This window comes from Odoribacter sp. N54.MGS-14, from assembly GCF_000980295.1.
GTDB classification, from domain to species: Bacteria; Bacteroidota; Bacteroidia; order Bacteroidales; family Marinifilaceae; genus Odoribacter; species Odoribacter splanchnicus.
This window is the reverse complement of the sequence record NZ_LARL01000043.1, coordinates 1-26,849: the sequence shown is the minus strand read 5'-3', so window position 1 is coordinate 26,849 and position 26,849 is coordinate 1. Positions and strand designations below refer to the sequence as shown.

Below are 26,849 nucleotides of genomic sequence, written 5' to 3'. Positions count from 1 at the left end.
GAACCCGTGTACAACACCATTGAAGTACCCAGAGGGGGAGAATATCGATTGGTATTGCCGGATGGTTCGATGGTATGGTTGAATTCGGATTCTGAATTGAAATTTCCGATGAATTTTGCCGGTGAACGACGGAAAGTATTTTTGAAAGGAGAAGCTTATTTTGAAGTGGTCAAGAATCCGGATATGCCCTTTATTGTAGAAGTGGCGGCTATGGAAGTGAAAGTATTGGGAACCTGTTTTAATATCAACGCATCCCGAAGTGATGAGAGGATACAGACCACCTTAGTCAGTGGTAAGGTTGAGGTTTCCGACCGGGAAAATGCCCGGAAAGTGGTTTTACTTCCCAACCAGCGGGCAGAACTCAAAAAGGGCTGCCTGACAGTTGAAAATGTGGATGCTGAGGAGATTATCGCTTGGATGCAGGGAAAATTTTATTTTGAATCGGAATCTTTGGAAGAGATTGCTGCTCAGTTGGAACGTTGGTATGATATCCATTTTTTCTTTTCCCGCGAGAGCCTGAAACAGGAAGAGTTTACCGGAGTGATCCGGCGCGATTATACGGCAAATCGGATATTGGAAATTATTACCAAGACCACGAATGTCGAATTCGATATTAAGGGAAGGACTGTGACGGTGTATTAAAAAATACCGGTATTTGCAGCGAACAAATACCGGGTGGCTGAAATAAATACCGGTTGACTTCGAACCCCAACCGGACATGTCAAACCTCAATTACAAAACTATGAAAAAAAATCCGAACCAATGCGGGATAGGTATGAAAATCCATCTCCGTAAAATCTTACTCGTAATGAAATTAATCTTCTGTTTTATCTGTTGTTTCCTATTCTCATTACATGCTTCTATACGGGCACAGAAGCAAATGGTTACATTGAAATTGGAAAAAACTTCTGTTGCTGAGGCTATTCGGGAGTTAAAACAACAGACTCGCCTGGATTTCTTTTTTAGTAATAAAGAAGTGAATGTGAAGAAGACCGTGTCGCTGAATTGTGAGAACATGCGGATCGATGAGGTACTACAACAATTGTTGGGAACTGAATTTCAATTTGAGTTTGTCGATAATATGGTTATTATCACACCGGGATTCAGAAAGTCCGAAGAAGAGACAAAAAGTGTTCTATATAAAGGTACTGTTTGTGACTCCCAGGGACAGCCGTTGCCCGGAGTTACGGTTGCTGTCAAAGGTACTTCGTTGGGAGTAGCGACCGATGTGAACGGTAATTTTCAAATTCAGATGCCTCCTGCCACGAATTGGATTTTTGTTTTTTCGTTCATTGGAATGCAAACTGTGGAAATACAGTCCGGTGACCGTCGTGAATTTGAAGTGGTGCTGAAACCGGCAAAAGAAGAATTGGAAGAAGTGGTGGTTACCGGTTATCAGACGATCCGGAAGGAACGAATGACCGGTACGACGGCGACGATTACCGCCAATCAGATTGCAGGCCGGGGATTACAGTCGATCGACGAGATTCTGAATAGTACGATCTCGGGGTTGAATATGATCAGTAGTGGCCGGCCCGGACAGGACGCACAGATCCAGATTCGTGGGGTAAATTCGTTGACGGGGAGTACCGAGCCGATGTGGATTGTCGACGGTATGCCGTTACAAGGAGAGATTCCCAACATCCAAAGCGGTTCTACCGATTTGCAGGCGACTATTTTTACGACCGGAATCGGTAATATTGCACCGGACGATATCAAATCGATCACCGTATTGAAAGATGCTGCCGCTACAGCGATTTACGGTGCCAGGGCTGCGAACGGGGTGATCGTCGTCGAAACGAAAAGCGGACTTTCCGGGAAAACCCGGTTTAATGCTTCGGTGAATGTGGGGATTACCGAACGACCCCGGAATAACATCGACATGATGAATACTGCGGAGAAAATCCAGTTCGAACGCGAGATCTTTTACGATCAGCAAGGATATATCTATACCCCCGGGCGGGTGACTAAATTATTGCAGCAAGCAGCCTATGGAGAAATTTCTTCTGATGAGGCCGAACGGCGGATCGGCGAATTAGCTAAAATCAATACCGATTGGTTTAAAGAAATTTATCGCACGGCGATCAGTCAGCAATACAATTTCAGCATGTCGGGAGGTAACGAGAAGACACAACATTACGTTTCCTTGAACTACCTGAAAGAGGTCGGTACCGAACCCAATAATAAGTACGATCGGTTGGGGATGAACATTAAATTAACCCATAATCCTTCCGAAAAAATCCGGATTACCGGTGGGTTGGGGGCCACTATGAAAAACGACAGGGTGACGGCCAGTAGCGTAAATTCCCTGGAATATGCAATGTATGCCAACCCTTATGAACGATTGAAAAATGAGGATGGTACAAAGGCTTACGATATCAGCTACAATGCAAAGGAAAGTAGTATCCGGGACGGGCTGGATTGGGATACCTTCAATATTCTCGACGATCTGAACCGAAATACCAATACCAACCGTTATCTGGATGCCGAGCTTTCATTGAAGGTGGAATGGGAAATCGTCAAAGGCTTGATGTTTACGACCCATGGGGTTTATAATGCCAATTCCAACCATAACCGGATTATCGAAGGAGCGGATACCTATACCAATTTTATCAATAACTGGTATTCCTACAAGGGAGAAATTCCGCATGATATGGTGAAGGGCTCTTTGCGGGAGGCTACAGGGTATACCAATGCCTATACATTCCGGAATACACTTCAATATACGGGGGAATATGCCGGAAAACATTATATCTCTTTGTTTGCCGGGCAGGAAATACAGGAGCGGACCGCTTATAATTCCTTCAATTATTCTCCGGTATTCGACGAAGAACACCGGATCGTCGGATTCCCTGAAATGGACGATATCGACGGATCGGAAATCAATTATAGCGCCTTGGGAGGGACAGGAAAGTCGGTCAGCAAAATGTCTTCATTTTTTGCCAATGCCTCATATTCCTACCTGGATAAATACATTTTGACCGGAGCATTGCGCTATGACGGTTCGGATATTATCGGAAACGACAACCAGTTTACTCCGCTATGGAATGTCGGTTTACGCTGGAATCTGCATCGGGAGGAATTTATGAAGCGGTGGATGTGGGTAGACCAGTTCGCTGTCCGGGGTGGTTTCGGATATACCGGGAGTATCGACAAGAATGCACTGCCTTTTGTGGTGATGACCCTTGGACAAAGTGTGATTTATGACGGGCAAACTGTACCGACTTCTTTCAGTTACCCCAACCCGAATGTAAAATGGCAGACCAAACAGGATATGAATGTCGGCCTGGACCTTTCGCTATTCGACTATCGGTTGGAATTGGGGGTGAATTACTACAACAATATCACCCGGGATGTGCTCGACCGGAAAGCTTTACCCTATTCTTCCGGACGGAGTGAGGTGACGGAGAATGTAGCCGATATTTATAATAGCGGATGGGAAATCGATCTGGGAGTAACGCTGTTGAAAAATAAATCTTTTCAATGGTATGCCAAAGCGAACATTGCGATCAACGATAATAAAGTGAAAAATACGTATTATAAGGATACGAAGGATCTGCCGAAAGCAACCTTGAGTAATGCACATCAATTTGTAGAGAATCAGCCGGTGAACGGTTGGTATGGGTATAAATTTGCAGGAATCAATCCCATCAACGGAGCGGTGATGACTTATACCGGCAACGGGGAGGCAACCTTGGATATGTCGGTTAGCGGAGCTACATGGCCTATCCCTTCGGTGTTTTATTTAGGAAATCTTACTCCTCCGGTCGTGGGCGGATTTTCAACTTCTGCCAATTGGAAACAATTGATTTTTTCTGCTAATTTTGAGTTTAAGACCGGACATAAAATCAAATCGTTCAATACCTTCCGAAGCCTGGATGCCCGTAATCGTCATACCTCCGAAGCGAATCGCTGGCGTGAACCGGGAGATATCACCAATGTACCTGCTATGTCGGAAGCCTTTACTACCTATTCTTCCTATATGTACGATATCTTATTGGAGAAAGGAAACTATCTCCGCTGTAGCTATATGACACTGGGATATAACCTGAAACCCGAATGGTTGCATAAAATAGGTTTCAGCACTGCCCGGCTCAGTTTTACAGCGAAAGACCTGTTTACGGTTTCCAGTTATAGCGGAATCGATCCGGCACTGATGGGGTCGTTCGGTTATCCGAATTCCCGGAAATATACGATTACTTTAAATGTTGGATTCTAAAATTGAAAGAGATGAAGAAATTATTCTTATATATCACCTTGCTCTTGAGTTTTACTTCGTGCGAAAAATATCTGGAAGTAAAACCATCGAATATTCTGGCTTTGAAAACTTATGACGATGTAAAATCTTTGTTGGGTTCACATTTGAAATTATATACAACGACATCTACCGGTGCTCATAAATTAACAGGGACGAATGTTCCCTGGAGAGCGAGCGATTTGTATTTGTTCTTCGGTTTCTATAGTGACGATTTGAATACCGATACCTGGCTGAACGGAAATTGGATGGCTAATAATAAAAGAGCGTTGTATACAAACAGTTTGAACTGGCAAAATACCACAATGCCCGGGACGATCTGGGGAAACTATTTCAGTAATATCGGTTTTTATAATACGATTATCGACGAACTGGCGAATGTCAGTGCTTCACAGGAAGAAAAAGATATCGTCGAACAGGAAGCCCGTTTTCTGAGAGCCTGGTATTTGTTTAAAGTGTTACAATATTTTTCTCCCTATCACAGCAATGAATTGGGGATACCCTTTAATACCGATTCTCAAGCAGTCGGAAGTTATAATAAACAGCGGAAAACACAGGCTCAGGTATATCGGTTTCTGATCGATGAGTTGACTACGGTCATTGATTGTAAGACAGAACCCCGGCCGGCTTATAATATTTTTTACGATAAGAACCTGGCCCATGCTTTGCTGGCCGAGATTTACCTTTTTAAAGGCGGTTCGGGAGCTGGCGAGAAAGAGGATTATGTTCAGGCAATTACGCATGCACAGGCGGTTATGAAAAATTATCCGTTGCAAGGGATAGATGAATTCAAACCTTTTGAAACCTATAAGACAAGTGAGGGGGGAGTATATAAAAATAAAGATCAGGCCTTATTGTCCTTTTTGTGGTATACCGGTGATGCAGGCATGTATGGGACGATGGAGGCTTATGGTTTGCTCGAATTTGTCCGGGATGAACTGTTCGAATTGTTCGATGAAAACGATGTTCGCCGTTCCCTTTACTTTAATCCCGAAAACAAGGCTATCCGTAAATTCAAGGATCTGCCGAATTCCTATGGGGTGTTACACTTTTTCCCGGTTTCCGAAATGTATCTGATCGAGGCTGAAAGTTATGCCCGTAACGGACAGGAAGGAGAAGCCCGGCAAGCCTTGGAAGAGTTCCAACGTCATCGGGTCAGAAATTATCAGGGATACAAAGGAGCAGATTTGTTACAAGAGATTATGAATGAACGGCGGAGAGAGTTTTGCCTCGAATACGATATGCGGTGGTGTGATCTGATCCGGATTCAGAAGGGATGGTCCAGAAATTCTTACCAAAATCCGGAAGAAGCCGTCTATATGCTGGAAGATAATGATTTTCGTTTCTGTTTTCCTATCCCTTTGCTGGAAGAAATGCAGGAAAATAATCAGATCGAACAAAATCCCGGATGGAATATGTTGTAATCCTAAAATGATGAATAAGATGAAAATAATAGGTTATATTTTGCTGATTGTTTTGCTTTTTTCGTGTGAAAAGAGTGAATATGAAACCTGGTTGTACGAACCCGGAATCGAAGCCGTCGATTCGGTGGCTATTTATCCCAATAGTCCCGTTTTGATCGCGAATGGTAAAGCTCAATTGAGTTTTCTTGTAAAAGCTTATTCGTTTGTGAAAGATAAACGGACGATCGAACAGGTGATCAATGGGGAACATATTGTCAAAGACTCTGTGTTTACGAAGATTTCTGCAATGAAAATGGATCGTTTCGAAGCATCTGAAATACAGATTAAAACCAGGGATGGCAAATTGATCGAGGGACAGAAATTTTCGACCACCGAAGGGGCTGGAACGGATGTTGAATTTGTATGTACTATTCATGGGATAGAAAGTGAACCTTGTAAAGTGCATTTGATCGCCGATCCGGTAATGGATTTTCCGACTATTACTGTTCCGGTTGTTTTCCATCTGTTGGTTACAGATAAAAATATCAATAGGTATGATGGCATAACGACCGGGTTGTTACAGGGATTTATCGATCGGGCCAACAAAGTGTTTTCGGGAACTTATGCCGACGATCCGGTAGCCGTCGACAGTAAAATTCGCTTTGAATTGGCTACGGTGGATGTACAAGGGAATAAACTCGCTACCCCGGGAATAAACAGAGTGGAAATGGGAACTCCTGCTTATGGCGAAGTTGCCGGTTATATTAACAAGAATTTACTATGGGACCCGAACCGGATATTGAATATCTGGGTAAACGATGAAATTTATGGAACCAATGCTTATGCTCCGGCTTATATTTTGGATAACGGAACCGTTGTACCCGGTTTGAAAATGAATTCGGTTGCTACAGCTGATGAAGTAAGTTTTACTTCGTATAGTGAAGTAGGCATTACTCTTACTGTGAGTTCGATATTCTCGATCAATAAAGGGGGCTATGAATATTATCTGGGTACACATTTCGGATTAATGCCTACGGTGTTCAGTACTTATTCGGGAATTCCCTTTGTTAACGGAGATGTAGATTTTTGTTCGGATACTTATACTTATGAATTAGGGCCTATTGCTTTGGAAAAGAATACTTATTCGGATGATAAACAGGCTCCGGTGATTTATTATAATTCCTGTAATATCATGGATAAAAGTTCGGCATCGACTTCCCTGACCTATGAACAGGTTTTGCGTATGAGGAAGGTGATTGCTAATTGTCCGGGACGGATGTTCGATTAATATAATAACCATGTGCTGATGTGCTCCCGGGAGTTACTCCATAATGAGCACATTAGCACATAAATTTTATCCCATAATCCAACGAGCCTTCCTACCCAGTAAGCGATACATCAAGGCCGTGAATCCCCACGCACACAGGAAAATAAGAATTGCCATTACCGGCACCTGTAGCGGAATCGGCAGATTGAAATTACCGATCAGTAAAAAGGCCGGGCCGACCAGAAAATAATGTACCATGTAAATACCGAAACCGCATTTTGTGATATTGGCGAGTGAACGGATGAGGGCGGGCGTAGAGACGACTACTTTTTGCAAAGCCAGAAAAACCGCCAGAGTCATACATAACACGTTAGGGCTGCAAAAAGTGAAAAATAATTCCATATCCGATTCGGTAGCTGCCGGATTATGGGCTGCTGCACTAAAACCGGTAAAAGTGACGGAATAGCCGGCTGCAAATAAGAGAGCGGATAGAAGCAGTGTTTTTCCGACGGACCAGGAATTTCCTTGTTTGACATAATGCCCGAGCAGGAGATAACCGTTGAAGCCTGCAAAATAATATAGTGTCCCGAATTCGTTCCAGGTGGCGGTGCCATAGAGATAATGCGAAATATATTCGCCCATATACGGGAGAAATAAGCTGATCACCCAAATCCACAAGTAAGTTTGTTTCATTTTACGATCGGCCTTATCGATCCAGGCAGAGAAAAAGGGCATGTACAGATAAAGTCCGATCAAAAGGTAAATGTACCACATATGATTCTCTTTAAAGGAGAAATTGAAAGGAATCATGGCGATGTCTTTCAGCGAATCGCTGAAAGACTGGGATTCACTTCCTTGTACATAACAGAAAAAATCACCGATAATGGATTTCGGAAGCCCGACTACTCCTGTAAACCACGGGAATAAGTTGTAAAGCACCGACCATATCAAAAAAGGAAATAATACCCGGAAAATTCTTTTCTTGTAGAAAACGCCTAACGGTTGTTGACCAACCGGGAGTAAGAGTAATCCGGTCATCATGGCAAACAGGGGAACCGACGGACGAAATAATGAGCCGTATACAGAAGCCCAGAATTTATATTCGGGTAGGGTTCCCAGGGTCGGGGAGATGTAAAAGGGATCGATACAATGTACGCCGATCACCATAAGCATTGCTGTAAGCCGGACGATATCCAGCCATACGATGCGTGAAGGAGAGGGTAAATCGTGATTCATGTTATTCATTATTTGTTATTCGTCTGATTATTTAACGTCGCAAAAGAATGAAATATTTGTCTCAACTTCCGTGAAATATTGGCCAATAACTAATAAAAATTGGTCATACCGGAAAAAATTCTGTATCACTTCAAAGTTAAAAATGTTAAATCTTGTCGAATAAAAAAGGAAATGAGCGATTATGCGTTTACTTTTGTATAAACATAAATCGGTGATGAAGAGGATTTTATTCATGATTATATTAGGGCTGGGAGGACTGATGCCGGTAAACCGGACATTAGCCCAGAGAGCTGTCGACTTGTTTCAGGCTTATAGTTGGGAACAGGCTAGTTTGCAGGCAGCCCGGGAAAATAAGCTGGTTTTGGTCGAAGTGGGACCGATCGACCCGAAAGTGGAGAGAGGAATACAGACGAAACCCGATCTGGTGAATTATTTGCAGCGGAATGTGATCGCAATCCGGCTGAATGCGAACGATACGAAAAACAGTGGATTTCAAACGCACTTATTGATGTACGAGCCTCCCCTGTTTGCTTTTTTTATGCCTTATGGAGATTTGCTGGAAATGATAAAACCGGAGGAGGTACTTCAAGATCCTTCTGCTTTAAGAGAAACACTCGAAAAGGCGAAGGAACGGGCTGCAGTGAAAAAAAGAAATAGCCGCTCTGTTCGTTTCGAGGATTTGCCGTTCGAAGAAGCTTTGGCAAAAGCGGAGGAAGCGGAGCAGCCGGTATGTATTTATTTTACCGCCGATCGGTGTCAGGCTTGTTTGTTATTGGAGAAAAACGTGTTGAACCTGGACGAGGTGGCCGATTATTACAATGACCATTTTGTCAATCTGCGGGTGAATACCTCGCGGACACAAGAGTTGGCCCGGCGATATGGGATAAAACAGTGTCCTGCTTTTCTGTTTTTGAATGCCAAAGGGAAAGTGATTTACCAGGATGAAGGGGCGGAAACAAAGGAGCAATTGCTGGACAATGCTGCTCTTGCTTTGAAAAAAGCCGGAGGAATTTCGTTTCAGGAATTATCGGATGAGGAGGCTCGGGCTAAAGCGCAACAGGAGAATAAACCGGTGTTTATCGATTATTATATTCCGGGTGGTGCACATAAAGAGATGTTGCGTACCGTATTTGCCGACCCGGAAGTGGCTGCCCTTTTCGAGCAGCAGTTTGTCAATGTAGCCCGCGAATCGGGTCAGGCGGTGTTGGTTTTTACGGATGCGGGGGGAAACGAATTGCACCGGGTGAGAAATATCATGAGTCCCGAAGATTTGCTGCAGGAGGCCCGGATGGTGTTGGAAGGAAAAGGATTGGCCGGAATGGAGAAGGAATTCCGTCAGGGAAGTCGCCGGCCCGAATTTCTAAAGAGTTATATGGCGATGTTGGGGCGGGCTGATAGATACAGGGAAGCCGGAGAGATTGCAGCGGTTTATTTCTCGGCTTTACCTTCGGATTGTCTCCGGGAAGCTGAATATTGGGATATTTTCGACCGCTATTATATGCTTGCCGATACAGACCTTTTTCAATATGTATTGACTCACCGCAAAGAATTGTACGACCTTTACGGAGAAGATAAGGTTCGGAAAAAGATAGCGGCGGTCTGGATTGCCGGGGCTGAAAATTTTGTTCAGGACGGCGTTTTTGATGAGGCCGGTTTCAAAGCTTATACCAAACGACTGAAAAAAGAAAAAGTCGAAGAGTGGCGGCAAATTGTCCGGAATGCCCGGATGCATGCTGCCGAATGCACCGGGGACTGGCGTACATTCGTCGATTTGGCAGAGGAAAAATGGTACGAAGAAAAAATTCCCGATGCCGAATTGTACAGCTGGGGAGTGAAAATCAATGAAAATTGTCCTGACGAAGCTATTCGCTACAAAGCGGCACACTGGTTTGTACAAGCAGCTCAGGAAATGGAACGAAAAGAACGGGTCACCGGAAAAGTAAGCATGAGTTCATATAAAGGCTTTTTCGAAAAACTGGCGGACGACCTGGTGGGAAAAAAGTAATTGCGTTTGTGCTCTAATCGTTGAAGCTGAATTTGACACGATTGACAATGGAACGTCCCAAAGTCAGCTCGTCGGTATATTCCAGATCATTGCCGATAGAGATGCCTTTGGCAATGGTGCTGATGACGAGATCTTCTTTATTCTTCATTTTTTTGAAGATATAATAGCCGGTAGTATCTCCTTCGATGGTGGCACTGAGGGCAAAGATGATTTCCCGGATCGGTTCCTGCTCTACCCTTTCAACTAAAGAAGTAATGTGCAGATCGGCAGGACCGATACCGTCCATTGGAGAGATGATTCCTCCGAGCACATGGTATAAACCGTTGTATTGTGAGGTGGCCTCGATCGATAAGATGTCTTTGATGTTTTCTACGACGCAGAGCGTCGTGTTATCTCGTTTCGGGTCTGAACAGATCTCGCAGATTTCACCGTCGGAAATATTATGACATCGACGGCATTCCTTGATGTTTTTCTTCAGGTCACCGATACTTTTCAAAAAGTCGTCGACTTCCTGCACATCTTTCTTCAGAAGATGTAATACGAATTTCAGAGCTGTTTTACGCCCTACTCCCGGCAGGGAAGCAAACTGATCGACCGCTTTATCTAATAACCTTGAAGAATTCACCCTTTTTTCCTTTCTCCTTTTTTCTTTCTCCCCCTCACTCCTCCCTCAAACGAATATCTTTCACTATCATCTGAATATCGTTTTTCCCCATAAATTCATTTTCCTGGAGCGTATAACAGATATCGAAAAATCCGCCGGAGTTCACTTTATCATAGAGATGCCCCATGCCGAAACCGATGCCGCTCCGGTCGTTACAGGCCCTGGTATCGTCGACAATGACCAGTTTCAGGTGTTCGTTGTTACGTCCCACCCGTTTGGTGCCGATGAAGTTTGTTACTTTCTCGGTCATGAAGACCGGGATGGTATTGTTGGGACCGAACGGGGCGAATTTTTGCAGCATATGATACAGATCGGGAGTGATATCGGTCAGCTTGATTTTAGCGTCGATATTGATCTGAGGGGTCAACATTTCATCGTCGATCGTTTCCCGGACAATACGTTCGAATTTTTGTTTGAACGGTTCTATATTTTCGATTTTCAAGGTCAATCCGGCAGCATATTTATGCCCGCCATAATTCTCCAGAAATTCACTGCATTGCGAGATAGCGTAATACAGATCGAAACCTTCGACCGACCGGGCTGAGCCTGTCGCCAAGCCGTTCGATTCGGTAAGAATGATCGTCGGACGATAGAAAGATTCGGTCAGGCGCGAAGCTACGATCCCGATCACTCCTTTATGCCAGTTGGCATTGAACAATACGGTCGTTTTTTTCGACGGTTCGAGTTCCGATTGGTTGATGTGGCGAATGGCTTCCTCAGTGATATCGTGATCCAGTTTTTTACGTTGGTCGTTGAAAGTATTGATATCCGAAGCGATACCGGCAGCAGAGCATTTCTCGTCGGCTGTCAGTAACTCCACCGATTTCCGGCCTGATTCGACCCGTCCGGCTGCATTGATCCGGGGACCGATTCTGAAAACGATGTCGTTGATCGTAATTTCTTTATCGATCCCGGAAATTTTTATAATCGTTTTTAATCCCAGACTGGGATTGGAGTTCAACTGCTGTAACCCGAAATAGGCCAGAATCCGGTTTTCTCCCGTGATCGGGACAATATCGCTGGCTATGCTGACGCATAACAGATCCAAAAGCTTGTAAAGCTCCGACATCGGAAGATTGTGCTTCAGACTATGTGCTTGTACCAGCTTGAAACTGACCCCGCATCCGCTCAGCCATTTGTAAGGGTAGGGACAATCCGGACGTTGGGGATCGAGCACCGCAATGGCTTCCGGCAACGTATCTCCCGGAGTATGGTGGTCACAAATGATGATATCCACCTGTTTGGAATTGGCATATTTGACTTTTTCGACTGCTTTGATTCCACAATCGGTGATCAGCATCAATGAAAAACCGTTTTCTGCGGCATAGTCGATTCCTTTGATCGATACCCCATATCCTTCCGTATAGCGGTCGGGGATGTAGTATTCCAGATTATCGTTGTTACAGTGGTGTTTCAAATACTTGTATAACAGAGATACTGCCGTCGTTCCATCGACATCGTAATCTCCGTATATCAGTATTTTTTCATCTTGGGCGATCGCCCGGTCTAAACGTTCTACTGCCTTGTCCATATCTTTCATTAAGAAAGGATCGTGCAGCATATTCAGGGATGGATAAAAAAAAGATTGTGCCTGTTCCGAACTAGTAATACCCCGTTGCAGCAGTAAGTTCGCTATAACGGGGTGACAATTTAGTTTTTTTGAAAGTTCCTCTATCTTAGTAGTCTCCGGCGGAGTATTGATGACCCATCTTTTTTTCATTATACTTTTTTCCAATTCTGCTACAAAGTAGCGGAAATTCCTTGTTATTTCAAAGTGTAATCTAGATTAATTTCATATAACAAAATCTGAAAATTGAAAATATAAAATTAAGAAGCTCTGTTACAAAAATTTGCACGATTCGTTTTTTTTATTCAGAATTGCATTCTCCGGATTATGAATGCCATGTATATTTACTTTGTCTCCCCCTGTCCTATTCAGTGCGATAGCTCTCACATCGTAGTATTCGGGAGGCAGGCTCAAAAGGTGAGACATTTCCAGATGCATCGGCTAAGTTTCCTCCCATTTGTTTGCAGATGTCGAGAAATTTCACTTATATTGCATAGAAGTTGTGCATACAGTACTTGTAAATCAGAGGATTATGTGTTGATAATTTGTTAAATATCAGGTATGTATACAACTTTTAAACATAGATATTTTAACTTTTTAATTCTGTTAATGAGTAGTGAATATGTTATTTGCTTTTTTACTTAAGAAATTACAATTTTACAGATTTACCCAAATAAAGGTTCGTTTAATTTAGTCGAAAGTTCATAAAGTTTATAGATTTCTTGTTTTCTGCGGGCGCTTGGTCAATTGACAAGGAATAATTGACAATTGACAAGGATAAACCACAGCCTTAAGTTTATTCTATCGAATTATAAATCAATGGATATACGTTTAACTTTTCTTTTCGCTTTTCTTTATTAATCTGTTTTTTCGTGGAAGCGAAGCTTCCGGTAATCCTCCATGATCAATTGTCATCTGTCGGTTATTCTTGTTGCAGATTCCCGCAAAAAGAATCGAACGTTTTTTTATGAAAGAATACGATTTAGACCACGAGAAAACTTTTATTTCTGCATTTCAAGCCGGAGAGGAGAAGGTTTTCCGGTATGTTTTTGAAAAATTTTATTCTTCGTTGTGTGTTTATTGTCTGCGTTTGATTCGGGAGGAATGTGTTGCAGCCGATCTGGTGCAGGAAGCTTTTGTAAAATTATGGGAAAACAGACAGAATTTTAGCTCGCTTTTGACGATACGTTCCTATCTATATACAATCGTTCGTAATTCCGGTATCAATTATTTGCGGTATGTGAAAATGAAGGCGGAAAAATTGGAAGAAAGAGGAGAGGAGACTGAAACTTCTGCTGTAGAATTGATCATCCGTCAGGAAGTAGAACGGCAATTACTGGAAATGATACAGGAATTGACTCCGGAATGCCGACGGGTAGTAAATTTGTTGTCTGAAGGAAAATCTTATAAAGAAGTGGGCGAACTACTGCACATTTCTGCAAATACAGTAAAAAATCATCGGGTCAGGGCTGTAAAAATTCTGAGAGAGAGAGTTCAGAAGCTATGGGGCCTTTTTATTTAAAAAAATTAATTTTCATTAGTCCATTTTTCGTTTTCGATTGTTTAAGTAATACAAGTGCGTTTTAAAAGAGAATTATGAATCTATTTGAACAATTGTATATTGCTGATCTGATCGTGAAAGCGATTGCCGGTTCTTTGAGCGGAGAGGAAGCTGCGGAACTTCGTCTTTGGAGGGAAAGTAGTGAGGAGAATGAACGTTTGTATCAGGAACTGCTTACAATGGGAGGAATGGAATTGCAACAAAAGGAGGTTGCTCTATTTGTGCCGGAGACTGCCTGGAAAATGTTATCGGAAAAAGTATCGGGAAAACGGAAACACCGGGTCGGATCGAATATATTGAAGTATGCAGCGGTGGCTTGTGCTGTATTGGGAATTGCTGTTTCGGTTTTCTATATATCCGGGAATAAAACACCGGAAACGGTAGAAACCGTAGCTGTTGCACAGGTTCCGGCTATAGCACATGGTTCTTCTAAGGCAGTATTGATATTGGAGGATGGTTCTTTTGTAAAACTGGATCGGCAGAGCACTTTTCAAACTGCGGACGCAACAGTCCGGAATACAGAACATACGGGTGTTATTTCTTATAAAAAGACGGAAAAAACGGAAAAGAAAGAAGTGAAAATGAATCGGCTGATCGTACCCCGGGGAGGGGAGTATAGGGTCGAACTTGCCGACGGAACACTGGTGTATCTGAATGCCGAATCGGAACTGCAATATCCGGTTACCTTTATCGGTGAAAGCAGGGAAGTGACCTTGAGGGGAGAAGCTTATTTTAAAGTGACCAAGAACAATGAAAAGCCTTTTATTGTAAAATCCGACGACTTGTCGGTACAGGTGTGGGGAACGGAATTCAATCTGAACACTTTGAATCAGGAAGGTTATTATGCGGCAACTTTGGTGGAAGGGAGTGTGGAAGTGAAAGTTCCGGGCCGGCATTCGGTTTTTCTCGAACCTTCTCAGCAGGCACGGGTCGATTGTACGACTTCGGATATCACTTGTCTGAAAGTAAATACTTTACCTTATACGGCCTGGAAAGATGGGAAATTTGTGTTCAACCATGAGGATATGCAGCACATCACCATGAGACTGGAGAAATGGTACGATGTAGAATTCACATATTCCGAAGAAACTTTGAAAAACCTGAAGGTATTCGGGGTTATCAGCCGGTATGAGGATATTACAAAGGTACTGAAGCTATTGAGCGCTACAAGACTCGTCAGTTTCCGGTATGTGAATCATAAAATAATGGTGGTACCTTATCAAAGATCCTGATAAAAGGCAGGAAATCTAGACCATTTCCTGCCTGTTCAAGATAATAAATCCAATGTCCGTGCGGGACATGAATTGTTTAATTACTTAAAACTCTCAAATGTATGAAAAAAATGCGAACTAAACCGCTTTTCGGGCGGGGTAAATTGCAGAAAATGTTGCTGGTAACGCGTATCGGTTTGCTATGTATACTGGCGTTTAACATTACCGCGGCTGCAAATGTATTTTCACAGGCTTTTAATTTGAAAATGAAGAATGTTACTTTGGAAGAAGTGCTACTGGAAATTCAGAAAAAAAGTTCTTTCGATATCATCTGCAACAGCGAACAAATCAGTAATATTAAGAATCTTTCTGTGAAGGTAGAGAATGCGAATGTGGAAGAGATTTTGAAACAATGCCTGAAAGGGACCGTCCTGTCTTATGAAATTGTAGATAATACGGTGGTGATCTACGAACAAAAGCGGCTTGAAGCAGCTCCTCAGCAGACAAAGATTGTGATCAAAGGTTTGATACTGGAAGCGGACGGACGTCCGTTACCCGGGGCTGCCGTTTATTTAAAAGGCAATAAGGTTATCGGGACCGTTTCGGATGTAGACGGGAATTTCCAGTTGAGCGTATCTCCGGATTTGATCGGAAAAGAAACTCTGGTCGTATCGTTTGTGGGATTAAAAACGAAGGAAATGCCTTTGAAAAAAGAACCTTATCGCATCACCATGGAGGCGGAGGCCACCCAATTGAACGATGTGGTGGTAACAGGTTATCAGACTCTTTCCAAGGAGCGTGCTACCGGTTCGTTTGCCGTTTTAACGAATAAAGACTTCGAACATAAATTGCAGCCTGGTATTATTTCACGTATAGAAGGTATGGCTGCCGGTCTGACGAATTACAAAGGAGATCTGAGAATTCGTGGTAAGGCTACGATTTCCGGAGTTTCCACTCCTTTATATGTGGTCGACGGAGTGCCCTATGAAGGTTCCCTGGATGCGATCAATCCGTCTGAAATTGCCAATATTACTATTCTGAAAGATGCGACGGCCGCTTCCATCTACGGATCACGTTCGGCAAACGGGGTGATTGTGATTATGACCAAGAAAGGTGCCGGAAAGAGTACGATCGAATACAACGGTTCTGTTGTTATCACTCCTTTACGGGATGACAGGGATTATCTGAATCTCATGAATAGTGAGGAACTGGTAGATTGGCAGGTAGAAATGTTCAATACTTATCATTCTCCCTACAGTAGCTCTGACAAAAGATATTATCAGAATGAAGTACTCAATTTGTTGTACGAGAATGAAGCCGGGAATATCAGCGATGATGAAATGAACCGGCAGTTGAATATTTACCGGAACCGGAACAATTACAATGAACTGAAAGATAATTTCCTCCGGACTGCGATCACTCATCAACATAATCTGGCTTTACGCGGAAGTTCGGATAGATATCAATATTCCGCCAGCGTCAATTATATGCAGAATATTTTGCAAACGAAGGGGCAGGATAATGACCGGGTAGGTTTTAACCTGAGAAGTTCCTATAACTTTTTTGAATGGCTGAGGGCTGACCTGGGAGTTGTCGGTAGTTATACAAAGGCAGATTATGACAATGGTTTTACCCCTTCGACTTATCTGACCGGCGGACGTGCTTCCTATCAGACTTTATTCGATGAAGACGGTAATCCATTGAACTGGTATCAGACAAAATCCCAGTCGGAGATAGACCGCCTGGTCGGCTTGGGGCTCAACGACGAGTCTTTTTATCCATTGGAAGAAATGCACCGGAAAAGTTATTTCAGCAAGAGCAACTATTCCAATGTGAATGTGGCCCTGAATGTAAAGGTTATCGAAGGGCTGGATGTGGATTTGCGGTATCAGCTGGAAAAAAACAATTCGCTGGTACAGAATTATTATGCCCCCCAATCCTATACGCTCCGTAATCAGATCAACAATTCATCCATCGTGAATGCTGATGGAAGTATTAAACATCTGATACCGGAAGGGGGGTATATCGACGAGACCAGAAGCGATAAAAATTCCTATACTTTGCGTGCTCAGATCAATTTCAACCGCACGTTCGATGAAAAACACGAGGTCAGTGCGATCGCCGGTGGTGAGCGCCGTGCTGTACACAGTACCAGTACCTATGTAGAGAAATACGGTTATGACAAGGTCAGCCTGGCACATAAATACCTGGATGAAGCGACACTGAACCAGACCCAACAGGGTACGGAGGCGATCAATAATTCTTATACCCACGTTCCGAACGGTTATCCCGATACTTTCGGCGATAAAGAGGACCGTTACGTTTCGTTTTATGGAAATGCTTCCTATACTTATGACCGCCGGTATGCCATTACGGGGAGTATCCGTATGGACCAGTCCAATTTGTTCGGTACGAATCCCAAGTATCAGTACAAACCTTTGTGGTCGGTCGGTGTCAGCTGGCATATGGCACAGGAGAAATTTATGGGAAACATGGACTGGCTGGACCAGCTTTCCATCCGTTTTACCAAAGGAATCAACGGTAACATTGCAAAACAAAGCGGACCTTATATGATCGTATATTCTGCCGGAATCAATTCCTGGACCGGTGAATATTCCAGTTCCGTATCCAGTCCTCCAAACTCCGGTTTACGCTGGGAAAGAACCAACCAGACCAATCTGGGTATCGACTTCAGCTTCTTTAACAACCGTTTGGGAGGATCGTTCGACTATTATGCGAAAAATACTTCGGATTTGCTGGGGTCGATCGCTACAGACCCGACTTCCGGTTGGGGTTCTCTGACGATGAACTATGCCGAGATGTACAACCACGGTTATGAGATTGTATTGAACAGTGTGAATATACAGACAAGAGACTTCCGTTGGGCAACGAATATTAATTTCAGTTACAATAAAAACCGGATCACAAAACTGGAAAACAGTTCTAACTCCGTTTCCAGTTATATCAGCGGTACGAATACGAGAGAAGGGATGGCAATGGGAACTTTATTCAGTGTACGTTGGGCCGGATTGGACGAGAGTGGAAATCCTCAGGCTTATAAAAAGGACGGAACGATCGTGAAATCGCTTGCGGATCTGACGGTCGAGGATCTGGTACGCTCCGGAACAAGTATACCTCCCTATTCTGCATCTATGTCGAATATGCTGACTTATAAAGGTTTCGATCTTTCTTTTATGTTTCTGTATTACGGTGGACATGTGATGAGGGATGTCATGCCTCAATACTTCACGTCGACAACCGGAACAACGAATGTGGACAGGAGTATCCGGAATTACTGGAAATCTCCGGAAGATTCCAACGATCCCGATAAAGCTCCGGCCTTTATGAGAAATGCCAGTACCAACTATACCTATTTGTGGTATGCTGCCGATAAACACATCAAAAAAGCGAATTACATAAAGCTGAAGGAGGTAACCCTGTCCTATAATTTGCCGGAACGTTGGCTAAAAAAAGCTTTTATTTCAGGAATGAGTATCAATGCACAGATTCAGAATATCTGGTGGTGGGGTTCTCAGAAAAGACGTTTGAATCCGGAATCCTGGAACGGGACTTCTCTGACATCTATTTCGAGAAGCGCGCTCGACCCGACCATATATACGCTAGGTTTATCTTTAAAATTCTAAAAGGAGATGATTATGAAAAAAATATTTTTATGGATTGTTTGGGGCATGTTCCTTTGTCAGGGGTGTGACCGTTTTCTGGACATACAGCCGAAAGGATATACCATTCCTTCGAAATACGACGACTACCGTCAGTTGATGAATTACGCACAGATGGCTAAAGCGCTGGATCATTATCCGGTGTATATTACCGATGATGCTCAGCTGGGAAGCGGAGATGAAGAGAATAATTTTACCTCTATGGATGATGAAATTAAAAATCTCTATGCTTTCGAACACGGGGCTGTTTTCAATGACGGAGTTTCTGATCCGATCTGGAACTATGCTTACAACCGTATCTATGTGTGTAATACGGTAATCAATAATATCATGAGTGTGACGGATGCTTCGGAATCCGATAAGCTGAACTTAAAATCGGAAGCGATGGTTGCCCGGGCTTTCGAGTATCTTTGTATGATCGGGGTTTATGCTCCGGCCTATGACGCTGCAACGGCTTCGACCGATTACGGCTTGCCTCTGATCTCCAGCGAAGATGTGGCCGACCTGAATTATTCCCGTAGCACTGTAGAACAAGTGTATACGGCGATCAAGCAAGACCTGGACGATGCCCTGCCTGCTTTGTTGGATAAAACTCCGAACACATTCCGTCCGGCGAAGAATGTAGCCTATGGTTTTCTGGCCCGTATGTATCTGATGCGCGGAGAATATGATAAAGCTTTGGAAAATGCGAAGAAAGCATTGGAAGTCAGTGAAGAATTGGTAGACCTGACAGAATATACCGCCAAACCGAATGCTTATATCGGAAGGATTGTACGGAAAGACGATCCCAGCAGTCCTTATCCTGAAGGAATGGATAATCCGGAAAATATTTACGTACGTTATCCGCCCTCCGTCTTCGGGTTACAAATGGCTGTATATGCCAGTCAGGAGTTACTGGATATTTATGACAAGGACCTGGCTCCGGGAGCTGTGGATAAACGCCGGGAACTGTGGTTTGTAGACGATGAATACAGCGGTGTGGAATTCCGTGGGTATACAATTTTTATGCCTTATATCCGGGCGAATCTGGCTTTGAACAATATGGAGGTGATTCTGACGGCTGCCGAGTGTTATGCACGCGAAGGAGGTACGGAAAACCTGGCGGAAGCTGCGCGTCTGTATAATCTGTTACGGGATCATCGCATAGAAAACAATGTACATGTGACTTTTGCCAATGCGGACGAGGCTCTGGTGAAAGTACTGGAAGAACGCCGCCGGGAATTCGCTTTCCTCGGAATCTACCGCTTTGTAGATCTGAAACGTTTGAACAAAGAAAGTCGTTTCCAAAAAACGATCACCCATTCGGCGGATGGACAAACCTGGACTTTACCGCCCAACGACAACCGCTATATTATTCCGATACCGCCGGTAGTCAAGGGGTTCCGGCCTGATCTTCCGGATTATGAAAGATAAATACGAATATTTAATATGGTCGATATGAAATTTTTATTTCCGATTTTATTTGTCATGGCGGTCGTGTCGGTTCAGGCACAAAATTCTGTCCGTCTGAAGGGGAAATTGGTCGGTATGGGAACCGATCTGGTGAAACTGTCTTACGATGGGGCTACCAGTGTGATAGGGGATGAGGGGAGCTTTATGATCCGTACGGATCGGGAAGGCCATTTCGATACGATTTTACCGCTTTCCAAACCGGCTTTTTACCGGATCAGCCGCAACACCCTTTATCTGAGTCCGGGAGACGATATGGAGGTATATATCACGACTGACAACCGGGAGGCTGTCTTTAAGGGAAAGGGAGCGGAGATGAATACCTATATGAAGGGACGTCTGTTTCCTAAGGGAGGTTCTTTTTTGGGAGAATTAAGAAACCGGAAAGGAAGCTTTGAGGAAATCAAAGTTGCCGTCGATTCTTTGGCTCAATTGAGGATGGCTGAACTGGAGCGGGTAAAAGAGGCTACTCCTGCGTTCAAAGAGTTGGAGAAAGCCCGTATTGTCGCCGACATGGCAAATAGTTATACTGCTTATCCCTCTTACTGTGCTTTACAGCCGGTGAGAAGCCGGGAAGAGCGTGAGAAATTTATGCAGCAGATTATTCCCGACTTGCTGAAAGTCGTTCCCCGGGTAAATAGAGAGGAATATCTGGATGTGGCTGTTGTCAGAGATGTGATCGGCACTGCCATGGAAACTCCCGGTCTAAAAGAAAAATTGCAATTTCCCGAACGTACTCAAGAACTTTTTACCGCTGCACAGTACGCTTATAAGCTGGATAGTGAAATAAATACGGAACTTGTCGGGGAAGTACGGGAATATGCCGGAAAGTTGAAAAATACGGATATCCGGGAAGTATTGGAAGTAAAACTTAATTCTGCCGGGGCATTACTGAAAGGAAGTCCGGCTGTGGATCTGGAATTGCTTGCTCCGGATGGGAAAACGGCTCGTCTGAGTGATTATAAAGGCAAGGTGATTTATGTGGATTTATGGGCAACCTGGTGCGGACCTTGTATTCAGGAATCCCCGAAATTCCATGAGCTGGCGAAAAAATACCGGAACGATAATATCGTTTTCCTGGCTGTTTCTACCGATACAGAGAAAAAGTCCTGGCTTTCATTTATCGAAGGCAAAGAAGCCAGGATACCGGAATACAATTGTACAGATACAAAAAATCTGAATGAAGGGTGGCAGATCAAATATATTCCCCGTTTTTTATTGATAGACGAAAATTTCAAGATCATAGATGCTTATGCTCCGCGTCCTTCTCAGCCGGAAGCGGTGGAATTACTTGATAAAATATTGAAAAAATAAGTCGATCAGGATTGTAAAAACAGCCATTGTTGAAAACCCGACAATGGCTGTTTTATTTTGATTTGTTTTTACTTCGGGAAAATAGTAACTTTGCAAAATTAATTAAAATTCTGGAATGATAGTTTGTTGGAAGTAAAACAATTAAAAATATAAAAGATGAGCTTTACGGAATTAAGTGAACAAGAGATTATCCGAAGAAATTCATTGAATGAATTGGCTAAACTGGGGATAGAAGCCTATCCGGCACCGGAGTTTCAAGTGAATGCCCATGCGGCAGAAATAAAAGAGCGGTTCGACGAAACAGCAGAGCCCCGGAATGTGGTGATTGCCGGACGGATGATGAGCCGGAGAATTATGGGTAAAGCTTCATTTTTCGAATTACAGGATGCTACCGGCCGGATCCAGGTGTATGTCAGCCGGGACGATATTTCTACAGATGAAGCATCGACCGCTTACAATACGGTTTTCAAGAAATTGATGGATATCGGTGACATTGTCGGAGTGAAGGGATTTGTGTTCCGCACACAGACAGGTGAGATTTCCGTACACGCCAAAGAATTGACCATGTTGTCGAAATCGTTGCGGCCGCTGCCGATTGTGAAAGAGAAGGAAGGCAAGGTGTTCGATGCCTTTACCGATCCCGAACAGCGTTACCGCCAGCGTTATCTCGACCTGATCGTGAATCCTCAGGTCAAGGAAGTCTTTGTGAAACGTACCAGGATGATCAACGCTATCCGGAATTTCTTCAATTCCAAAGGGTATCTGGAGGTGGAAACCCCTGTGTTGCAAGCCATTCCCGGAGGAGCGTCTGCACGTCCGTTTATCACTCATCATAATGCATTGGATATCCCTTTGTATTTGCGTATTGCCAACGAATTATACCTGAAACGGCTGATTGTCGGCGGTTTTGAAGGGGTGTACGAATTTTCCCGGAATTTCCGGAATGAGGGAATGGACCGGACACATAATCCGGAATTTACCTGTATGGAAATTTATGTGGCTTATAAAGATTATCTGTGGATGATGAACTTCACGGAAGAGATGATCGAAACGGCTGCGCTGGCGATCAACGGGACTACGAAAGCGGTGATAGGCGAAAATGAAATCGACTTTAAACGTCCTTTCCGGCGGGTACGTATGGCCGATGCCATTAAAGAATATACCGGGTACGACATCGAGAAAATGTCGGAAGAAGAGTTGTACGAGGCTTGTGTAAAAATGGAGATCCCCGTGGATAAGACCATGGGTAAGGGTAAACTGATCGATGAGATCTTCGGTGAAAAGTGTGAAGGACATTATATCCAGCCCACTTTTATTTACGATTATCCCAAAGAGATGTCGCCGTTGACGAAGAAACATCGCGAAAATCCGGAACTGACCGAACGTTTCGAGCTGTTTGTAAACGGTAAGGAAGTGGCTAATGCCTATTCCGAGCTGAACGACCCGATCGATCAGCTGGAACGTTTTCAGGATCAGCTGAAATTGCAGGAAAGAGGAGATGACGAAGCCATGTATATCGACTATGATTTTGTACGCGCACTGGAATACGGCATGCCGCCGACTTCCGGTATGGGTATCGGTATCGACCGGCTTTGTATGTTCCTGACCAATAGCGCGTCGATTCAGGATGTGTTGTTCTTTCCCCAGATGAAGCCCGAAAAGAAAGTTACCGTAGACGGCGATGAGAAATACGAGGCGCTGGGGATTCCGAAAGAATGGATCGCAGTGGTGAAGAAAGCCGGATATCAGACGGTGGAAGCTTTGAAAGCTGTCGGGAATACGAATAAATTGCATCAGGAGCTTTGCGGAATCAACAAAAAAGAAAAGTTGGGATTGTCAGGGTTGACTCCCGAAGAAGTGAAAAAATGGTTGGCTTAAACTAAATTTTATCGGCATGGAAATTCCTGAAAATCCACGGATTGCGATCGTCGGCGGCGGAAGCTGGGCTACGGCTATTGCTAAGATTCTGCTGGAAACGAATGAGCATATCAATTGGTTTATGCGTAATATCGAGACCATCAACGCTTTTAAAGAGTTGAACCATAACCCTCGCTATCTTTGTTCGGTCGATTTCGATCTGTCGCGGATTTCTTTTACGGATAATCTGGACAAACTGATTGCCCATTCGGATATCATCATTTTTGCTATACCGAGTGCTTTTCTTAAAAATGTGGTGGCAAAAGCCACCCGTCCGTTGAAAGACAAGATTGTGGTGTCGGCGATTAAAGGAATGATCCCGGATGATAATCTGATTATCGGTGAGTTTTTCCACCAGCAGTATGAAGTACCTTTGGAGCAGATCGTGGTGATTTCAGGGCCTTGTCATGCAGAAGAGATTGCTTTGGAACGCCTGTCTTACCTGACCTTTGCCTGTGACGATACCCGGGTGGCCCGGTTGGTGTCACAATTGTTCAACTGCCATTATGTGAAGACGACGATTTCGGACGATATCTATGGTACGGAGTATGCGGCTGTTATGAAGAATATTATCGCTATTGCAGCGGGAATATGTCATGGATTGCGATATGGAGATAATTTTCAGGCCGTTTTGGTATCCAATGCCATTCAGGAGATGGAGCGTTTTGTGGCTGCCGTTCATCCGATAGAAAGGGATATCAAGAGCTCGGCCTATCTGGGGGATTTGCTGGTAACCGCTTATTCACAGTTTAGCCGGAACCGGACTTTCGGGACGATGATCGGTAAAGGATATTCGGTGAAATCGGCACAAATGGAAATGCTGATGATTGCCGAAGGGTATTTCGGCGTGAAAGGAATTAAAGAAATCAACGACCAGTATAATGTGCATATGCCGATAACGAATGCCGTTTATAATATTCTGTACGAACGGATTAGCCCGGCATTGGAGATCCGGTTGCTGACCGAGCAGTTGAGGTAAAAAGTAAAATGCTAAAAGCTAAAAGCTAAATGCTAAAAGCTATAGGCTGAGAGAGAGAAGGGGGAAGAGGAAAAAAGAGAAAATAGGATATGGTGAAAGAAAGGATAATCGGTTGTATCAGGAAAGTCTGGCCGGTGGCATTGAAAACCTCTTGCTGGTTTTTGAAGATTATGCTTCCGGTTTCTTTCGTGGTGATGTTGCTTACCTACTTTCAGGTGTTGCCGGCTGTTTCTGCTGTGGTAGCTCCTTTGTTCACCAGGATCGGTTTGCCCGGTGATGCGGCTTTGGTCTTTGTGACCGGTATTTTTACCAATATCTATACGGTGATCGCTTTGCTGTCGAATATGGATTTCACGGTGAGAGAAGGGATTTTGTTGGCTATGATGTGCCTGATTTCCCATAATTATCCGGTGGAAACTTTGGTACAGAAGAAAACCGGTTCTGCGGGTTGGAAGATGGTCTTACTCCGTTTTACCTGTAGTTTTATCGCTGCTGCCGTTTTAAATCTGATCTTGCCGGAGTTTGCAGGGCGGATGATAGCGCAGCCTTCTGTCGACTTGGGATTCCGCGATACTTTGTTCAATTGGCTGCAAACCAGTCTGTGGTTGTCCCTGAAAGTCGTGGCCCTGATTACCGGATTGATGATCCTGCAACGTCTGTTGGAAGAATTCGGGATATTGAAATGGATCTCTTCGCTTTTAGGTCCGGGTATGCAATTGTTGGGTTTACCCCGACAGGTGGCTTTTTTATGGGTGGTGGGCAATACGCTGGGGTTGGCTTACGGTTCCGCTGTATTGATGGATTATGCCCGGCAAGGTAAACTAACCGGGACCGAAGCGGATTTGTTGAATTATCATCTGGCGATATCGCATTCGCAGTTGGAAGATCCTTTGTTGTTTGCCGTATTGGGGTTACCTGTCGTATGGCTGATCGTCCCGCGAATATTATTGGCTTTTATTGTCGTTTGGCTCAAGCGATTGGCCGATTTTATCTTTCCGGCTCAAGCAATGGCCTTAAGTCAAAAAATTTAATTTTTTTGTTATGTATACTTTAATTGAAGTAACTACCCGACAACATGAAACGGACTTTCTGGAATTACCGGTAAGACTATATAAAGGAAATCCCTGGTGGATACGTCCTTTGGATAATGATATCCGGAATGTATTCGATCCTGCGAAAAATCCTTGTTTCCAAAATGGCGAATGTATCCGCTGGATTTTGAAGGACGAGGCAGGGCAATGTGTAGGGAGAGTAGCTGCTTTTATCAATCGGAAAACCTGTCATCTGGACAAATATAGTGTCGGGCAAATGGGATTTTTTGAATGTATCGACGACCGGCAGGCCGCTTTTTGTTTGTTCGATAAATGCAGGGAGTGGCTCGAAGGAAAAGGTATGGAGGCCATGGAAGGGCCGGTAAATTTCGGGGAACGGATTGAGTGGTGGGGGTTGTTGGTCGATGGATTCGATCAGTCGCCTGTTTATGCGATGCCTTATACCCAGCCTTATTATGTTTCTTTTTTTGAAAACTACGGTTTCCGGGATTTTTTCAAACAGTTTACATTCCGCACCCGTCTTGTTATGGACAGCCTTTCTAAAATTGTCGTTTGGAAAGCCGACCGGATATTGAAAAATCCCGATTATACGGTCCAGACCTATGGGGATATCGGGAAGCAGAAAGCCATAGAAGCCTTATTGGAGGTCTATAATAAAGCCTGGAATCTGGAAGTACACGGAGTAGATGGGATTACCCGGGAGCAGGTAGAAGCGATTTATAAAAGTTTACAACCGATTATCGATAAGGATTTGATTTATTTTGCTTTTTATAAAGAGCAACCGATTGGTTTTTTCCTGATGTTCCCGGAAATCAATCAGGTAGTGAGACATTTAAATGGAAAAATGAATTTGTGGGGTGGTTTGAAACTGATGTATTACCGTCATTTCCGGAAAATCGATGTGGCTTTGGGACAGTTGTTCGGAGTGGTACCCGAGTTTCAGGGGAAAGGAGTGGAAGCGGCCATGATCAAACGCTTTACTGAGCGCATTATCGAAGCGAACAGGGAATATAAATATCTGGAATTGAATTGGGTGGGCGATTTTAATCCTCCAATGATACATCTGATGGATTACATCGGAGCGAAAGCCTGGCGCACCCATATCACTTACCGGAAATTGTTCCGGGAGGATATCGAATTTGTCCGTTCTGTAGATAAAATGAATTGAAAAACTAGAGGAAGATGAGTATGAGGTAAATAAGACGGATTATTTGTAATAGTCAAGACTTGTTCTGACAGCTTGTTTAGTATCGGACAAAAAAACTGTCAGCTGTTTGTTGCGAAGTTAC

The 26,849-nt window shown here is 43.8% G+C and carries 17 protein-coding genes; 14 read left to right on the top strand and 3 right to left on the bottom strand.

What is annotated here, in order from left to right:
* The 4 genes from WS42_RS09545 to WS42_RS09530 form a co-directional block, all read left to right on the top strand.
* Positions 1 to 642 (top strand): FecR family protein (locus WS42_RS09545; protein WP_046451029.1); only part of this gene is annotated, 642 nt, incomplete at its 5' end.
* A gap of 100 nt (positions 643 to 742) precedes the next feature.
* On the top strand, positions 743 to 4,219 hold the full coding sequence (locus tag WS42_RS09540; protein ID WP_162610051.1) for a SusC/RagA family TonB-linked outer membrane protein: 3,477 nt from the start codon (positions 743 to 745) through the stop codon (positions 4,217 to 4,219).
* 11 nt (positions 4,220 to 4,230) lie between these two features.
* Positions 4,231 to 5,679, top strand: coding sequence for a RagB/SusD family nutrient uptake outer membrane protein (locus tag WS42_RS09535; protein WP_022160386.1), 1,449 nt, complete (start codon positions 4,231 to 4,233; stop codon positions 5,677 to 5,679).
* Positions 5,680 to 5,698: 19 nt separating this feature from the next.
* Positions 5,699 to 6,946, top strand: coding sequence for a zinc metalloprotease (locus WS42_RS09530; RefSeq protein ID WP_022160385.1), 1,248 nt, complete (start codon positions 5,699 to 5,701; stop codon positions 6,944 to 6,946).
* Between the two features lie 66 nt (positions 6,947 to 7,012).
* Here WS42_RS09530 and WS42_RS09525 read toward each other — a convergent pair whose 3' ends face one another.
* On the bottom strand, positions 7,013 to 8,161 hold the full coding sequence (locus tag WS42_RS09525; RefSeq protein WP_046403366.1) for an acyltransferase: 1,149 nt from the start codon (positions 8,159 to 8,161) through the stop codon (positions 7,013 to 7,015).
* Positions 8,162 to 8,375: 214 nt separating this feature from the next.
* Between WS42_RS09525 and WS42_RS09520 the strand changes: the two genes are divergently transcribed.
* Positions 8,376 to 10,166, top strand: coding sequence for a thioredoxin fold domain-containing protein (locus tag WS42_RS09520; RefSeq protein WP_162613250.1), 1,791 nt, complete (start codon positions 8,376 to 8,378; stop codon positions 10,164 to 10,166).
* A gap of 13 nt (positions 10,167 to 10,179) precedes the next feature.
* Here the strand turns inward: WS42_RS09520 and recR are convergent, their stop codons facing one another.
* Both recR and recJ read right to left on the bottom strand, forming a co-directional pair.
* Positions 10,180 to 10,791, bottom strand: coding sequence for a recombination mediator RecR (gene recR, locus WS42_RS09515; RefSeq protein ID WP_013611934.1), 612 nt, complete (start codon positions 10,789 to 10,791; stop codon positions 10,180 to 10,182).
* 34 nt (positions 10,792 to 10,825) lie between these two features.
* Positions 10,826 to 12,550, bottom strand: coding sequence for a single-stranded-DNA-specific exonuclease RecJ (gene recJ / locus WS42_RS09510; RefSeq protein ID WP_046451027.1), 1,725 nt, complete (start codon positions 12,548 to 12,550; stop codon positions 10,826 to 10,828).
* Between the two features lie 814 nt (positions 12,551 to 13,364).
* Here recJ and WS42_RS09505 point away from each other — a divergent pair.
* The 9 genes from WS42_RS09505 (at position 13,365) to WS42_RS09465 (ending at position 26,728) form a co-directional block, all read left to right on the top strand.
* Complete coding sequence (locus WS42_RS09505) at positions 13,365 to 13,919, top strand: RNA polymerase sigma factor (protein WP_113028043.1); 555 nt, start codon at positions 13,365 to 13,367, stop codon at positions 13,917 to 13,919.
* Positions 13,920 to 13,993: 74 nt separating this feature from the next.
* Entirely contained in the window at positions 13,994 to 15,190 is a 1,197-nt protein-coding gene (locus WS42_RS09500) for a FecR family protein (RefSeq protein ID WP_046451025.1), read from the top strand.
* A 101-nt stretch (positions 15,191 to 15,291) separates the two neighbouring features.
* Positions 15,292 to 18,813 carry a SusC/RagA family TonB-linked outer membrane protein gene (locus WS42_RS09495; RefSeq protein WP_022160380.1) on the top strand — a complete coding sequence of 1,174 codons (3,522 nt, stop codon included), beginning with the start codon at positions 15,292 to 15,294 and terminating at the stop codon, positions 18,811 to 18,813.
* Between the two features lie 12 nt (positions 18,814 to 18,825).
* Positions 18,826 to 20,262, top strand: a complete 1,437-nt coding sequence (locus tag WS42_RS09490) for a RagB/SusD family nutrient uptake outer membrane protein (protein WP_022160379.1) — start codon at positions 18,826 to 18,828, stop codon at positions 20,260 to 20,262.
* Between the two features lie 24 nt (positions 20,263 to 20,286).
* Positions 20,287 to 21,612, top strand: a complete 1,326-nt coding sequence (locus tag WS42_RS09485; protein WP_046451030.1) for a TlpA family protein disulfide reductase — start codon at positions 20,287 to 20,289, stop codon at positions 21,610 to 21,612.
* A gap of 156 nt (positions 21,613 to 21,768) precedes the next feature.
* Positions 21,769 to 23,490, top strand: a complete 1,722-nt coding sequence (gene lysS, locus WS42_RS09480) for a lysine--tRNA ligase (protein ID WP_013611909.1) — start codon at positions 21,769 to 21,771, stop codon at positions 23,488 to 23,490.
* Positions 23,491 to 23,506: 16 nt separating this feature from the next.
* Positions 23,507 to 24,508: an NAD(P)H-dependent glycerol-3-phosphate dehydrogenase gene (locus tag WS42_RS09475; protein ID WP_046451024.1), complete on the top strand. Its 1,002-nt coding sequence runs from the start codon at positions 23,507 to 23,509 to the stop codon at positions 24,506 to 24,508.
* 89 nt (positions 24,509 to 24,597) lie between these two features.
* Positions 24,598 to 25,539: a nucleoside recognition domain-containing protein gene (locus tag WS42_RS09470; RefSeq protein ID WP_046402840.1), complete on the top strand. Its 942-nt coding sequence runs from the start codon at positions 24,598 to 24,600 to the stop codon at positions 25,537 to 25,539.
* A 10-nt stretch (positions 25,540 to 25,549) separates the two neighbouring features.
* Positions 25,550 to 26,728, top strand: coding sequence for a hypothetical protein (locus tag WS42_RS09465; protein WP_013611906.1), 1,179 nt, complete (start codon positions 25,550 to 25,552; stop codon positions 26,726 to 26,728).
* The last annotated feature ends 121 nt before the right edge of the window (positions 26,729 to 26,849 follow it).

Excerpts from the sequence above, each read along its gene's own strand:
- WS42_RS09485 (WP_046451030.1), top strand. The coding sequence starts at position 20,287 with ATGAAATTTTTATTTCCGATTTTATTTGTCATGGCGGTCGTGTCGGTT.
- WS42_RS09520 (WP_162613250.1), top strand. The coding sequence starts at position 8,376 with ATGAAGAGGATTTTATTCATGATTATATTAGGGCTGGGAGGACTGATG.
- WS42_RS09490 (WP_022160379.1), top strand. The coding sequence starts at position 18,826 with ATGAAAAAAATATTTTTATGGATTGTTTGGGGCATGTTCCTTTGTCAG.
- WS42_RS09475 (WP_046451024.1), top strand. The coding sequence starts at position 23,507 with ATGGAAATTCCTGAAAATCCACGGATTGCGATCGTCGGCGGCGGAAGC.
- WS42_RS09535 (WP_022160386.1), top strand. The coding sequence starts at position 4,231 with ATGAAGAAATTATTCTTATATATCACCTTGCTCTTGAGTTTTACTTCG.
- WS42_RS09470 (WP_046402840.1), top strand. The coding sequence starts at position 24,598 with ATGGTGAAAGAAAGGATAATCGGTTGTATCAGGAAAGTCTGGCCGGTG.
- WS42_RS09465 (WP_013611906.1), top strand. The coding sequence starts at position 25,550 with ATGTATACTTTAATTGAAGTAACTACCCGACAACATGAAACGGACTTT.
- WS42_RS09500 (WP_046451025.1), top strand. The coding sequence starts at position 13,994 with ATGAATCTATTTGAACAATTGTATATTGCTGATCTGATCGTGAAAGCG.
- WS42_RS09525 (WP_046403366.1), bottom strand. The coding sequence starts at position 8,161 with ATGAATCACGATTTACCCTCTCCTTCACGCATCGTATGGCTGGATATC.
- WS42_RS09505 (WP_113028043.1), top strand. The coding sequence starts at position 13,365 with ATGAAAGAATACGATTTAGACCACGAGAAAACTTTTATTTCTGCATTT.
- WS42_RS09495 (WP_022160380.1), top strand. The coding sequence starts at position 15,292 with ATGAAAAAAATGCGAACTAAACCGCTTTTCGGGCGGGGTAAATTGCAG.
- recJ (WP_046451027.1), bottom strand. The coding sequence starts at position 12,550 with ATGAAAAAAAGATGGGTCATCAATACTCCGCCGGAGACTACTAAGATA.
- lysS (WP_013611909.1), top strand. The coding sequence starts at position 21,769 with ATGAGCTTTACGGAATTAAGTGAACAAGAGATTATCCGAAGAAATTCA.
- WS42_RS09540 (WP_162610051.1), top strand. The coding sequence starts at position 743 with ATGAAAAAAAATCCGAACCAATGCGGGATAGGTATGAAAATCCATCTC.
- WS42_RS09530 (WP_022160385.1), top strand. The coding sequence starts at position 5,699 with ATGAAAATAATAGGTTATATTTTGCTGATTGTTTTGCTTTTTTCGTGT.